The organism is Kitasatospora sp. NPDC008050 (assembly GCF_042957465.1).
In the GTDB taxonomy this organism is placed as follows: domain Bacteria; phylum Actinomycetota; class Actinomycetes; order Streptomycetales; family Streptomycetaceae; genus Kitasatospora.
Genome location: NZ_JBIBIJ010000020.1, coordinates 648 through 13,736, shown reverse-complemented (window position 1 = coordinate 13,736; position 13,089 = coordinate 648). Strand labels below are relative to the sequence as shown.

The 13,089-nt window shown below is 74.7% G+C and carries 12 protein-coding genes and 1 pseudogene; 3 read left to right on the top strand and 10 right to left on the bottom strand.

Annotation, left to right across the window (positions count from 1 at the left end; genetic code table 11):
* Positions 1–43: 43 nt before the first annotated feature.
* Positions 44–1,777, bottom strand: coding sequence for a DNA repair protein RecN (gene recN / locus ACFZB9_RS30415; protein WP_391452662.1), 1,734 nt, complete (start codon positions 1,775–1,777; stop codon positions 44–46).
* A gap of 75 nt (positions 1,778–1,852) precedes the next feature.
* Positions 1,853–2,494 carry a YitT family protein gene (locus ACFZB9_RS30410; RefSeq protein ID WP_391452482.1) on the bottom strand — a complete coding sequence of 214 codons (642 nt, stop codon included), beginning with the start codon at positions 2,492–2,494 and terminating at the stop codon, positions 1,853–1,855.
* Between the two features lie 118 nt (positions 2,495–2,612).
* On the opposite strand from ACFZB9_RS30410, the gene ACFZB9_RS30405 reads away from it, so the two are divergent.
* Entirely contained in the window at positions 2,613–4,130 is a 1,518-nt protein-coding gene (locus ACFZB9_RS30405; protein WP_391452481.1) for a PLP-dependent aminotransferase family protein, read from the top strand.
* A 14-nt stretch (positions 4,131–4,144) separates the two neighbouring features.
* Here the strand turns inward: ACFZB9_RS30405 and ACFZB9_RS30400 are convergent, their stop codons facing one another.
* From ACFZB9_RS30400 to ACFZB9_RS30385, 4 genes are all read right to left on the bottom strand, one after another.
* Positions 4,145–5,044, bottom strand: coding sequence for an NAD kinase (locus ACFZB9_RS30400; RefSeq protein ID WP_391452479.1), 900 nt, complete (start codon positions 5,042–5,044; stop codon positions 4,145–4,147).
* Between the two features lie 92 nt (positions 5,045–5,136).
* Positions 5,137–5,943 (bottom strand): TlyA family RNA methyltransferase, encoded by an 807-nt coding sequence (locus ACFZB9_RS30395; RefSeq protein ID WP_391452660.1) that lies wholly within the window; start codon positions 5,941–5,943, stop codon positions 5,137–5,139.
* A 20-nt stretch (positions 5,944–5,963) separates the two neighbouring features.
* Positions 5,964–6,251 carry a hypothetical protein gene (locus tag ACFZB9_RS30390; protein WP_391452477.1) on the bottom strand — a complete coding sequence of 96 codons (288 nt, stop codon included), beginning with the start codon at positions 6,249–6,251 and terminating at the stop codon, positions 5,964–5,966.
* The gene (locus ACFZB9_RS30385) at positions 6,244–7,077 is read right to left on the bottom strand and encodes a hypothetical protein (RefSeq protein WP_391452476.1); all 834 of its coding nucleotides are present in this window, start codon (positions 7,075–7,077) and stop codon (positions 6,244–6,246) included. The genes ACFZB9_RS30390 and ACFZB9_RS30385 overlap by 8 nt, the downstream gene beginning before the upstream one ends.
* A 152-nt stretch (positions 7,078–7,229) precedes the next feature.
* On the opposite strand from ACFZB9_RS30385, the gene ACFZB9_RS30380 reads away from it, so the two are divergent.
* Complete coding sequence (locus tag ACFZB9_RS30380; protein WP_391452475.1) at positions 7,230–7,577, top strand: sterol-binding protein; 348 nt, start codon at positions 7,230–7,232, stop codon at positions 7,575–7,577.
* A 51-nt stretch (positions 7,578–7,628) separates the two neighbouring features.
* On the opposite strand, the gene ACFZB9_RS30375 is transcribed toward ACFZB9_RS30380, so the two are convergent.
* Together ACFZB9_RS30375 and ACFZB9_RS30370 are read right to left on the bottom strand one after the other, a co-directional pair.
* Positions 7,629–8,672 carry an HAD-IIA family hydrolase gene (locus ACFZB9_RS30375; protein ID WP_391452473.1) on the bottom strand — a complete coding sequence of 348 codons (1,044 nt, stop codon included), beginning with the start codon at positions 8,670–8,672 and terminating at the stop codon, positions 7,629–7,631.
* Complete coding sequence (locus tag ACFZB9_RS30370; protein WP_391452471.1) at positions 8,669–9,253, bottom strand: tetratricopeptide repeat protein; 585 nt, start codon at positions 9,251–9,253, stop codon at positions 8,669–8,671. The genes ACFZB9_RS30375 and ACFZB9_RS30370 overlap by 4 nt, the downstream gene beginning before the upstream one ends.
* A gap of 396 nt (positions 9,254–9,649) precedes the next feature.
* Here ACFZB9_RS30370 and ACFZB9_RS30365 point away from each other — a divergent pair, with 396 nt between their 5' ends.
* On the top strand, positions 9,650–11,029 hold the full coding sequence (locus ACFZB9_RS30365) for a DUF1015 family protein (protein WP_391452469.1): 1,380 nt from the start codon (positions 9,650–9,652) through the stop codon (positions 11,027–11,029).
* Positions 11,030–11,160: 131 nt separating this feature from the next.
* Here the strand turns inward: ACFZB9_RS30365 and ACFZB9_RS30360 are convergent, their stop codons facing one another.
* Positions 11,161–12,093 (bottom strand): hypothetical protein, encoded by a 933-nt coding sequence (locus ACFZB9_RS30360; protein WP_391452659.1) that lies wholly within the window; start codon positions 12,091–12,093, stop codon positions 11,161–11,163.
* Between the two features lie 36 nt (positions 12,094–12,129).
* Positions 12,130–13,089, bottom strand: a pseudogene (locus tag ACFZB9_RS30355) (hypothetical protein); the annotation flags it as partial.

Below are 13,089 nucleotides of genomic sequence, written 5' to 3'. Positions count from 1 at the left end.
CAGGTCCCGAGGGCTCTTGGACAGTCGGCGCCACGGGAGAGCCTCAGCCCTCCTGCGGACCGCGGGCGGCGGCGAGCAGCTCCTCGGCGTGCGCGCGGCCGAGCTCGGAGTCCTCCAGTCCGGCCAGCATGCGGGAGAGTTCGCGCACCCGCTGCTCGTCACTGAGGGTCTTGACCCCGCTGCGGGTGACGGTGCCGTCGACCGTCTTCTCGACCACCAGGTGGCGGTCCGCGAAGGCCGCGACCTGTGGCAGATGGGTGACCACCACGACCTGCGCGCTGCGGGCCAGTTTCGCCAGCCGACGGCCGATCTCGACGGCCGCCTTGCCGCCGACGCCCGCGTCCACCTCGTCGAAGAGATAGGTGGGCACCGGGTCCGCGCCGGCGAAGACCACCTCGACGGCGAGCATCACCCGGGAGAGCTCACCGCCGGAGGCGCCCTTGGCGATCGGACGCGGCGGCGCGCCGGGGTGCGGGGCGAGCAGCACCTCCACCTCGTCCACGCCGTGCGAGCCGTAGGCGACGGTGCGCCCGTCCAGCTCCAGGCCCGCCGGGTCGTCGATCCGGCTCAGGTCGAAGGTGACCCGGGCGTGCGGCATCGCCAGCTCGGTCAGCTCGGCCGAGACCGCCTCGGCGAACCGGACCGCGGCCGCCAGCCGGGCTGCGGAGACCTCGGCGGCCAGCACCGCCAGCTCGGCGCGCAGCCCGGCCTCCTCGGCGGCCAGCTCCTCGATCCGCTCGTCGTCGCCGTCCAGCTCGGCCAGCCGCAGCGCGCCCTGCTCGGCCCAGGCCACCACCTCGGCGGTGCCGCCCTCGGCACTGCCGTACTTGCGCAGCAGCTGGGCCAGCACCGCCCGGCGCTCCTCCACGGCGGCCAGGCGCATCGGGTCGGCGTCCAGGCCGTCGGCGTAGAGCGCGAGGTCGCCGGCGACGTCGGCGAACAGGTAGCCGAGTTCGGTCAGCCGGTCGGCCAGCGCCGCCAGGCGCTCGTCATGGGCCCGCACGCCGTCCAACGCCCGGCGCGCCTGGCCGAGCAGGGTGCCGGCGTCCAGCGTGTCGGGGTCGGCCGGGTCGCCGGCCAGCGCCGCGTGCGCGAGCACGGCGGCCGAGGAGAGCGCGTCGGCGTGCCCCAGCCGCTCGGCCTCGGCGGCGAGCTCCAGCTCCTCGCCGGCCACCGGCTCGGCGGCGGCGATCTCCTCCAGGCCGAAGCGCAGCAGGTCGGCCTCCTGGGCCCGCTCGCGGGCCTGGGTGGTCAGCTCCTCCAGCAGCGTGCTGACCTCGCGCAGCCGCCGGTAGCCGGCCCGGTAGCGGGCCAGCGGCTCGGCCAGCGCGGCACCGGCGTAGCGGTCCAGCGCACCGCGCTGGCGGGCCGGGCGCAGCAGGCGCTGCTGGTCGCTCTGGCCGTGCACGGCGATCAGGTCCTCGCCCAGCTCGGTGAGCAGCCCCACCGGGACCGAGCGGCCGCCGAGGTGCGCGCGCGAACGGCCCTCGGCCGACACGGTCCGGCTGATCAGCAGCGCGCCGTCGTCCAGCTCGGCGCCGGCCTCCAGCGCGCGGGCGGCGACCGGCGAGTCGGCGGCCAGCGTCAGGCGTCCCTCCACCACGGCCCGGTCGGCGCCGTTGCGCACCAGCGCGGGGTCGGCGCGGCCGCCCAGCAGCAGACCGAGGCTGGTGACGACCATGGTCTTGCCCGCCCCGGTCTCACCGGTCACGACCGTGAAGCCGGGAGCCAGCTCCACCACCGCGTCGTCGATGACCCCAAGATCCCGTATCCGCATCTCGTCCAACACGGAGACGACCTTACGAGACCGCGACCCCGGCGCGCGACGAGCGGCGGTCTCCGGCGGCGAAGTTCATTCCTTCCGGGGCCGCGGCCGCGCACCTGTGCACCACCGCAGGAAGAACTGCGCCAGCGGGCCGATCGACACCGCGTACGCGACCGTGCCCACCCCCGCGTTGCCGCCCAGCAGCACTCCGACCAGCAGGACCGTCAGCTCCAGGCCGGTGCGCAGCAGGCGCAGCGAGCGTCCGGTGCGCCGGTGCAATCCGGTCATCAGCCCGTCGCGCGGGCCCGGGCCCAGCTCGGCGCCGATGTAGAGGCCGGTGGCCAGCCCGTTCAGCAGGATCCCGGCGGCCAGCAGCGCGATCCGGGGCGCCAGGGCGTGCTGGGCGGGCAGCAGCGCCAGCGTGCGGTCCATCGCCACGCCCAGCACCAGCACGTTGGCGACGGTGCCGATGCCCGGGCGCTGGCGCAGCGGGATCCACAGCAGCAGCACGGCCGCGCCGGTCAGGATCACCACGGTGCCGATGCTCAGCCCCACCAGGCGGGCCACGCCCTGGTGGAACACGTCCCACGGGTCGAGGCCGAGCCCCGCGCGGTACATCAGGCCCATGCTGACGCCGTACAGGACCAGGCCGGCGAAGAGTTGCGGCAGGCGGCGGCGCAGGGCCTGTCCGGGAGCTGCGGTGTCGCGGGGCAGGGCGAGGATCGCCATGAGGGGCTCCTTGTCGTGGTGCCGTGCATCGACCCGCACACCGGCCGGGCCGCTCTGCCATCATGGGAAGTCCACTGGCCCACCGGACAGGGCCAATTCGACTCAGGTGGACTGATCTGTGGCCGACTGGCAGAGCACCATCACCCCGCCCGCGCTCGCCCGGCTGCTGCGCGCCACCGGCGGCGCGGCGCCGACCGGTTCGGGTTCGGCGGACGCCCCGGGCCGGCGCCCCGCCTACCGGCTGCTGGCCGACCAGGTCCGGCGGCTGATCGGCGAGGGCCGGCTGCCGGTGGGCACCCGGATGCCCGCCGAACGCGAACTGGCCGGCGCCCTGGCCCTGAGCCGCACCACCATCGCCACCGCCTACGAGACGCTGCGCGCCGAGGGCTATCTGCGCAGCCGGCGCGGCGCGGGCAGCTGGACGACCCTGCCGGCCGACAGCACCCCACCCACCGACGCGCTCTTCCCGCTGCCGCCCGACTCCCACGGGCAGCTGATCGACCTGGGCGCCGCCTCGCCCACGGCCCCGCAGCCGCTGCTCGCCGAGGCCGCCGCCGGGGCCGTCGAGCTGCTGCCCGCCTACGCGCTCGGCCACGGCAACTACCCCACCGGCGTCCCGGTGCTGCGTGAGGTGGTGGCCCGGCGGTTCACCGAACGCGGGCTGCCCACCACCCCCGACCAGATCCTGATCACCACCGGCGCGATGAGCGCGCTCGACCTGGTGCGGCGCTCCCTGCTGCGGCGCGGCGACCGGGTGGCCGTCGAGTCGCCCAGCTACGCGCACGTGCTGCGGGCGCTGCGGCAGGCCGAGGCCCGCCTGGTACCGGTCCCGCAGCACCGGCCCGAGGGGCCCGGACAGCTGCCCTGCTGGGACCTGGCCGACTGGCGCCAGGTGCTGCGCGGGGCGGGCCCGAGGCTGGTCTACCTGATCCCCGACTTCCACAACCCGACCGGTGCGCTGATCGGCGAGGAGCAGCGCCGCGAGCTGCTGGCCGCCGCGCGGACGGCGGGGAGCGTGGTGCTGGTGGACGAGACCATGGCCGAGCTGGGCTGGGGCACCGGGCAGCTGCCCCGGCCGATGGCCGCGCTGGACCGGGCCGCCGAGGTGGTCACCGTGGGCTCGGCAAGCAAGCTGGTCTGGGGCGGCCTGCGGGTCGGCTGGATCAGGGCCGCACCCGCGCTGGTCCGCCGGCTGGCCGCCGACCGGATGCACACCGACAGCGGCACCCCCGTGCTGGACCAGCTGATCTGCGCGGCCCTGCTCGGCGAGCGCTTCACCGAGGTCCGCGAACACCGGCTGGCACAACTGCGCGAGGACACCGCGGCGCTGCTGCCCGCGCTGCGCGAGTGGCTGCCGCAGTGGCGGTTCGCCGAGCCGGTCGGCGGCATGACGCTCTGGATCGACATCGCGGGCCTGTCCGGCGCCGCGCTCTCCCGGGCCGGCGAGCAGGCCGGGCTGCGGATCGCGGCGGGCTCCCAGTTCGGCGCGGACGGCGCCTTCGAGGGCTACATCCGCCTCCCGCTGACCGTGCCCGCCCAGAGCGCCGCCCGGGCCGCCGAGCGGCTGGCGGCGGCGGCCCGGGCGGCCGAACGGGACCGGCACGGCGCCCCACCCGTGGCGACGCCGGCCGGCTGACCCGCAGCAGGCCGTCAGCAGCCCGAGCGGCCCCGCCAACCGGTCACCGGGAGCGCGAACTTGGCCACCAGGCGGTCGGTGAACGGCGCCTGGTGCAGCCGGGCCAGCCGCACCGGCACCTGACCGCGGCGCACCTCCACCCGAGCGCCGGCGGGCAGCTCGAAGGAGCGCCGCCCGTCGCACCAGAGCACCCCGTGCGGCGTCTTCGGCTGCACCTCCACGGCCAGCACCGAGTCCGGCGAGGTGACCAGCGGACGGGCGAACAGCGCGTGCGCGCTGATCGGCACCATCAGCAGCGCCTCCACCTCCGGCCAGACCACCGGGCCGCCACCGGAGAACGCGTAGGCGGTGGAGCCGGTGGGCGTGGAGAGCACCACCCCGTCACAGCCGAAGTTGGAGACCGGGCGGCCGTCCACCTCGGTGACCACCTCCAGCATCCGCTCCCGGGAGACCTTCTCCACCGACGCCTCGTTCAGCGCCCAGTCCTCGTGCACCACATCGCCGTTGGTGCGGACCAGCACGTCGAGGGTCATCCGCTCCTCGACCTCGTAGGCGCCGTCCACCACCCGGTCGACCACCACGGCCAGATCGTCGCGCTCGGCCTCGGCCAGGAAACCGACCCGGCCCAGATTGATGCCGAGCATCGGCAGACCGGTGTCCCGCGCCAGCTCGGCGCCGCGCAGCAGCGTGCCGTCGCCGCCCGCCACCAGGATCAGCTCACAGCCGTCCGCCGCACCGTGGCCGGACTGCACGGTCTCCACCCCATCGGGCAGATCGAGGTCGACCGCCTCGGCAGCGAGCAGTCTGATCCTGATCCCGGCCTTCAGCAGCCCCTCCACCAACTGCTCGACGCTGCGCAGCGCGGCCTCACGACCGGTGTGCGCGATCAGGAAGACCGTACGTCCCTCGCTCAATGCCCTCTCCCAACGTCCACCGGGTCATCTTTGGCCCTGGACCGGTCCCCCCGCTGTCGCGGCGCCGGCCTCGACGCACCTGTCCGGGCAGCCTAGCGGGGCCCCTCGGCGACGGCCCGGTCCGCCTCGGCCGGGTCGAGCTGCGCGGCGTCACGTCGCAGCCACAGGAAGTACTCGACGTTACCGGACGGGCCCGGCAGCGGGCTGGCCGTCACGGCACGCACACCCAGTCCCGACTCCCAGGCCTGGCCCGCCACCTGACGGACCATCTCGGCCCGCAGCTGCGGACTGCGGACCACTCCGCCGCTGCCCAGCCGCTCCTTGCCGATCTCGAACTGCGGCTTGACCATCAGGACCAGGTCGGCGTCGGGCGCCGCACAGGCCGCCAGCGCCGGCAGCACCAGGCCCAGCGAGATGAACGAGAGGTCGCCGACCACCAGGTCCACCGGCTCGCCGCCGATCAGCTCCAGGGTCAGCTCGCGCACATTGGTGCGGTCCATCACGGTCACCCGGTCGTCGCTCTGCAGCGACCAGGCGAGCTGGCCGTAGCCGACGTCCACCGCGAGCACCCCGGCCGCCCCCGCGCGCAGCAGCACGTCGGTGAAGCCGCCGGTGGAGGCGCCCGCGTCCAGCGCCCGGCGGCCCTCGACCACCAGACCCTGCGGGACGAAGGCCGCGAACGCCCCGGCCAGCTTGTGGCCGCCGCGCGAGACGTAGTCGGGGTCGTTCTCGTCCTTCGCCACCACGACGGCCGCCGAGGTCTCCACCTGGGTGGCGGGCTTGCTCGCCGTCGCGCCGCCCACGCTCACCCGGCCGGCGGCGATCAGCTCACTGGCGTGCTCGCGCGAGCGGGCCAGATTGCGGCGGACGAGCTCTGCGTCGAGTCGGCGTCGTGCCACTGCCACGGGTGGTTCAGCTCCTAGCTGCTGTTGCTGTCGCCGTCGCTGTCGTCCAGCGCGGTGAGGATGGTACTGAGGCTCTGCTGGACATTTTCGTACACAGCGGCGTGCTCCGTGGTGGGGGCCCCGTCGAGAGCGGCCAGGGGCTCCAGCGCGGCGTCCACCGCGGGGTGGCCGGTGGGCTCGACCTCCACGCCGAGCGGGGCGGGCTCGGGGGCCCAGAGGCCGGGGAGCGGGGGGAGGTCGTCGGAGTCGGGCCGGGGGTCGCCAGCGGGGGCCGGGGGCTCGGGGGCGGAGGGCTCAGACATCGCGCTCGCCTGCCGGCTTCTTGGGGGTGGTCTTCTTCGCGGTGGTCTTGGTGGCCGCGGTCTTGGTGGCCTTCTTCGCGGTGCCGGTCTTCTTGGCCACGGCCTTCTTCACCACCGGGGCCTTCGCCGCAGCCGTCTTCTTCGCCGCGGCCTTCTCCGGCGCGGCCTTCTCCGGCGCAGCCGTCTTCTTCACCGCCGCGCTCTTCTTCACCGCCGCCGTCTTCGCCGGCCGCTTCCGCGGCGTCGGCGCCTCGGCTGCCGGCTCCGGCGGGGTGTACCAGCCGGCGGCCCCGGTCTCCAGCTCCCAGTCCGGCTCGGAATCCAGCCCCGGCTCCGCTTCCTGGTCCGCCTCCGGCTGCCAGTCCGCCGCGAACAGCGACTCGGCCCGCCCCGGCTTCGCCGCCCCGGAAGTCGACCCGGCCGACTCCTGGTGCGCACGCTCGGCCTGCTCGGCACCCGCCTCGGCGCTGCCCCGGCCGTCGCCCTCCAGATCGTGCAGCTTGCCCTCCAGGTAGGCCAGCACCACGCCGATCTTCACCACCTGGTCGCCCAGCTTGCCGACCCGTTCGACCGCTTTCTCCGCCTCCGCGCGCGCCAGGCCGACGGCCAGGTCCAGCCCGCCGCGGCCGACCGTGACGACCTCCTGCGCGAGGGTCTCCAGCTTCTGCACGGCCGGCGGCAGCTGGGTGGTGACGGCCCGCTCGGCCCCCTCCACGTCCACCCCGGCCCGCTCCAGCAGCTCGACCGCCGTGCCCACCACCCGCTTGCCGGCCGCCTCCGCGAGCCCGGCGGCCAACTCCACGTACCCCCGAAGCATCTGCCGCATCTCCCGGTGCCTCCTCAAGCCATCCTGGTCCCCGGAAGTGACGCTACCGTGTCCACCCGGCCGGGCGCCGCAGCAACCGGGCGTCAGGAGCAACGCCCGCAGCGGGTACCGTGGCCCGAATACCCCTCGTCCGGAGCCCGGAGAACGTGATCATGGCCGACACCGACGAATGCCGCGCGGCACTGGAGCAGCTCAGCCGGAACATGGCGCAGGCCGAAGGCAACGTCCGCAAGGCCGCCGCGCTGGACCGCTCGCTCAGCTGCTGGCTCACCGACCTCGACCTGACCTTCACCGGCGTGCTGCGCGAGGGCCGGATCCAGGACCTCGTCCACGCGCCCGGCGCACCGACCGGGAAGGCCGCGATCCGGCTGGTCATGACCAGCGACGACCTGGTGGCCCTGGTCGGCGGCCGGCTGAACTTCGCCGGTGCCTGGGCCGCAGGGCGGGTCAGGCTGGAGGCCGGTTTCCGCGACCTGCTGCGCCTGCGCGCCCTGCTCTGACCCGCCCCCGGTAGCCGGCTCTCCCAGCGGGTCCGCCAGGAGCGGGCCCTCTCAGAACCCGAGTTCCGCCAGCGCCTTGCGCCCGTCCAGCGGCTCCCCGCCGCGGTCCAGCTCCGCCCACGCCGCCGCGCACAGCGCCCGCAGCCCGTCGTACCGGTCCGCCTGGTCCCCCTGGCCCGCGCCGGCACCGCCCAGGCGCAGCTCGCCGTCCACCACCCGGGCGGACCGGCCGCGGCACTCGAAACCGCCGTCCGCCGTCGCCGTCACCGCCGGGTGCGGCTCCAGCAGCCCGCGCAGGTCGGCGGCCAGGTAGGTGGGCCGGTGCTGCGGCGGCGCGGCGATCAGCTGGGCCGGGGTGCCGACGCCGGTGAAGACCAGCAGGCTGTCCACCCCGCCGTTGTAGGCACCCTCGATGTCGGTGTCCAGCCGGTCGCCGACCACCAGCGGACGCTTCGCGCCCGTGCGCAGCACCGTCTCGCGGTGCATCGGCGGCAGCGGCTTGCCCGCCACCTCCGGCTCGGCCCCGGTCGCGGCCCGCACGGCGGCCACCAGCGTCCCGTTGCCCGGCGCGACCCCGCGCGCGGTGGGAATCGACATGTCGGTGTTGGACGCCACCCAGGGCAGCCCCGCCGCCACCGCGTAGGCGGCCTCGGCCAGCTGCTCCCAGCCCACCGAGGGGTCGAAGCCCTGCACCACGGCCGCCGGACCGTCGGCCAGTGACTCGACCGCCACCAGCCCGCGCTCAGCGAGCGCCTCCACCAGCCCCGGACCGCCGATGACCAGCACCTTCGAGCCCGCCGGCACCTTCTCGGCGACGAGCCGGGCGGCCGCCTGGGCGGAGTTGATCACGTCGCCCGCGTCCGCCGGTACGCCCAGCTCGGTGAGGTGCTCGGCCACCACCCGGGGCGGGCGGGAGGCGTTGTTGGTGACGTAGGCCAGCCGCATGCCGGCCGCCCGGGCCGCGTCCAGCGAGTCCACCGCGTGCTCGATCGCCGCCGGGCCGGCGTAGACCACGCCGTCCAGGTCGAGCAGCGCGGTGTCGTAGGCCGCCATCAGCGGCTGGTCACTGTGGCCGGGGACCTGCGGATTCGTCATGCCTGATCTTCCCCATCATCGGAATCGGTGGACTGGCGGGTGCTCCCGTACCCCGCGGAACCGGCCACGCCATCGGGACCGCTCGGCTGCGGTGGCAGGTAGCCCGGGGCGCCGGGCAGCAGCGGGCCGAAGGCGCCCGCCCGGGCCGCCAGGGTGGCCCTGCTCTGGCGCAGCGCCGCCTGGTAGTGCGCGACCTGCGGCTGCATCGCCACCGCCAGCGCCAGGTGCTCGACCGAGGTCTCGAAGTCGCCGAGTCTGGCGGCCGCGATCCCCCAGCCGAACTGAGCGTAGTCGTCCGACGGATCGGCCTGCGCCACCACCTGGAAGCTCTCCATCGCCGCCCGGTAGGAGCCCACGTCGAACTGGGCCCTGGCCAGCGCCTCCCGGATGCTCCGGGAGGCGGGCTCGGCGGCCGCCGCCCGTGCCAGCAGCTGCTCGGCCGCCGCCGGATGGCCCTCCGCCAGCAACTGCTCGCCGCGCCGGAACCAGTCGTACACGTCACCCAGCGGCGCACCCTGCGCGCTGTCGGCCACCGGCGGCTCGCCCGTTCCGCCCGCGGCCTGCTCCTGCCCACCACTCATGCTCGGCCTCACTTCTCTCGCCCTGCCACTCTCGCCCTGCCGCCGGACGTCGCCGCCGCTCGCCACCGACCCCCGCTCGCACAAACGATCGTGGGCGCCCGCACGATCTCGGAAACAACGCCGTTCTCGGATACCCTTCCCAGGTTTGATCTCCGGTCACCTCACGGTGACGGCGTCCCTGCGGATCCGAGAGGAGGCTTTCCGCTCCCGGCCATCACTGGGCCATCCGGTGGCCCGGCGGCGGAAACTAAGCTGTCAAGTCCGCAGGCGCCGACCACGGCGTGCACCACCCCTTGTACGACCCGTAGTCCGGCGTCCTACGCCTCCGGTCCAACGGTCCGACCGAGACCCAACCCTCACCGGCCCACCAGGCCGGAGCCCGACGGGAGAGATCTGATGAGTGCACCCAGTGCGGGAAGCGGCGCGACACCTCCGCCCGGTGGCCCCGGCAATCCCGGACACGTCGCGACGGCGGGGCTGTCCCTGTCCCCGTTCCGCGGATTGCGGTACGTCCCCGAGCGGGTCGGCACCCTGGCCGCCGTCACCTCCCCGCCCTACGACGTGGTGGACCCGCACCGCCGGCTCAGCCTGGAGACCGCCGACCCGCACAACGTGGTCCGCCTGATCCTCCCGCGCCCCGAACCCGAGGACACCGGCGAGCGTCCCGACCGGGACACCCGCTACCGGCACGCCGCCCGGCTGCTGAAGCGCTGGCTCGGTGAAGGCGTGCTGGCGCCCGATCCGAAGCCGGCCCTCTACGTCTACGAGCAGCGCACCGCCGCCGACAGCCCCAGCGGGGAGCTGCTGCAACGCGGCCTGATCGGCGCCCTGGCCGTCAGCGGCCGCGAGAGCGGGGTGGTACTGCCGCACGAGGACGTGATGCCCCGGCCGGTCGCCGACCGGGTCGGCCTGATGCGCACCACCCGGGCCAACCTGGAGCCGCTGCTGCTCACCTACCGGGGCAAGGGTGGCGCCTCGGCCGTGATCGAGCGGACCGTCGAACGGGAGCCGCTGCTCACCACCACCACCTCGGACGGCACCCGACACCGCCTGTGGGCGGTCACCGACCGCGCCCAGCTGGCCGAGGTCACCCGTGATCTGGCCACCTGCCGTGCCCTGATCGCCGACGGGCACCACCGCTGGGAGATGTACCTGCGGCTCCAGCGCGAGCACCGCCACCTGCCGTTCAGTCCCTGGGACCGCGGCATGGTGCTGCTGGTGGACACCGCCCGTTACCCGCTGCGGGTGCGGGCGATCCACCGGGTGCTCTTCCGGCTGCCGCTCGAACGCGCGCTCGCGGCGCTGAACGCGACCGAGGACGGCTGGCAGCTGGAGAAGCTGCCCGGGGACCTGAACGACGCACTGGAGGCCCTCGCCGCGGCCAAGGCGGCGGGCGGCAACGCCTTCGTGCTCACCGCCGGCGACTCGGTCTACCACCTGCTCACCGGCCCCGACGAGGCGCTGCTCAACGCCACCGTGCCCAAGGAGAAGCCCGAGGAGTGGCGGCACCTGGACGCCACCGTGCTGCACGCCACCCTGCTGGAGCACGTCTGGCAGGTGCCCGACGGCCCCGACGACATCGGCTACCTGCACGCGGCCGTGGCCGCCGAGCGGGAGGCGGCGAGAACCGGCGGCACCGCCGTGCTGCTGCACCCGGTGGACGAGGGCGTGGTGCGCCGGCTCGCCGAGCAGGGGGTCACGATGCCGCGCAAGTCCACCTCCTTCGGCCCGAAGCCGGCGACCGGGCTGGTGCTGCGGAGCCTGGAACTGGGCTGACGCCCGGCGGTGCGCATCGCGTGCGCGATGCCGACCGCGTGCGGACATGCAGAAGAGGGAGGAGGCTCCCCGCCCGGCCGGGCGGGGAGCCTCCTCCCTCTGTGCTGTTTCAGATCACCTGTTCAGCGATCTCAGCGGTTCTCCTCGCGGTCACGCATGGCGCGGGCGACCTCGGCCTCGTCGGCCTCTTCCATCTCCAGGTCGTCCTCGTCGTAGAACTCCTCGACGTCCTCGTCGTCCTCGAAGATGACCTCGTCCGTGCCCTCTTCGCGGTCGCGGTCACCACGACGGCTGCGCGGCTCGGGGCGCTCGGCGGCCTCAGGGGCCTCGCCCTCCTCGCCCTCCTCGCCCTCGGCGCCCTCGTCCTCGAGCTCCGGGTCGAGCGTGTCGACGAACTCCAGGCCGTCGATCTCGGCCAGCCGCTCGGAGGCGTTGGTGGTGCCCTCCGGGTCGGCCTCGGCGGCCTTGGCGAACCAGTCACGCGACTCGTCCGCGCGGTCGGCGGCGATCAGCGCCTCGGCGTAGGCGTAGCGCAGGCGCGCGGTCCACGGGTGCACCGCGCTGGAGGCCAGCTCCGGGCTCTGCAGGGTGACCACGGCGGCCTCGAACTGGCCCAGGTCGGCGCGGGCGCCGGCCGCGACCAGGCGCATCTCGACCTGGCCGGCCTTGTCCAGCTGCTTCACCTCGGGCTCGCCGGCCATCGCCAGCGCCCGCTCCGGACGGCCCAGACCGCGCTCGCAGTCGGCCATCACCGGCCAGAGGTCCGAGCGACCGGTCATCCGGCGCGCGGCGCGGAACTCGGTCAGCGCCTCGGAGTAGCGCTGCGTCATGTAGGCGGCGAAGCCCGCCGCCTCGCGCACCGAAGGCACACGGGAGGCCAGGCGGAGCGCCACGCGGGCGTACTTGTAGGCCTCCTCCGGCTCGCTGTCGAGCAGGCGGGCGACCATCACCAGGTTGCGCGCCACGTCGTCGGCCAGCGTCTTGGGCAGGCTCAGCAGCTCCTGGCGCACATCCGCGTCGATCTCCGTCCCGGTGACGTCCTCGGGGATGGCAAGACGCTGCACCGGCTCCTGGTGGCCGCGACGGTCGTCATAGCCGCCACGGTCGTCCCGGCGCCCCTCGAAGCGGCCACCGCGGTCGCCACGGTCACCGGAGGGGCGACCACCCTCGCGGCGGAAGCCACCGCGGTCGCCGCCACGGTCACGGTCGCCGTGGGACGGGCGGTCATCGCGACGGAAACCACCGCGGTCACCGGTCGAGGGACGGTCGTCGCGGCGGAAGCCACCGCGGTCACCGGTCGAGGGACGGTCATCGCGACGGAAGCCACCGCGGTCACCGGTCGACGGGCGGTCGTCACGGCGGAAGCCACCGCGGTCACCGGTCGACGGGCGGTCATCGCGACGGAAGCCGCCACGGTCACCGGTGGACGGGCGGTCATCGCGACGGAAGCCGCCACGGTCACCGGTGGACGGGCGGTCGTCACGGCGGAAGCCGCCACGGTCACCGGTGGACGGGCGGTCGTCACGGCGGAAGCCGCCACGGTCGCCACCGCGGTCACGGTCGCCGTACGACGGACGATCGTCACGACGGAAACCACCACGGTCACCGGTCGAGGGACGGTCATCGCGACGGAAGCCGCCACGGTCACCGGTCGAGGGACGGTCGTCACGGCGGAAGCCGCCACGGTCGCCACCGCGGTCACGGTCGCCGTACGACGGACGGTCGTCACGACGGAAACCACCGCGGTCACCGGTCGAGGGACGGTCATCGCGACGGAAGCCGCCACGGTCACCAGTGGACGGGCGGTCGTCACGGCGGTCACGGTCGCCGTACGACGGGCGATCGTCGCGACGGAAACCACCGCGGTCACCGGTCGACGGGCGGTCATCGCGACGGAAACCGCCACGGTCACCGGTCGACGGACGGTCATCGCGACGGAAACCACCGCGGTCACCGGTCGACGGGCGGTCATCGCGACGGAAGCCGCCACGGTCACCAGTGGACGGGCGGTCGTCACGGCGGTCACGGTCGCCGTACGACGGGCGATCGTCGCGACGGAA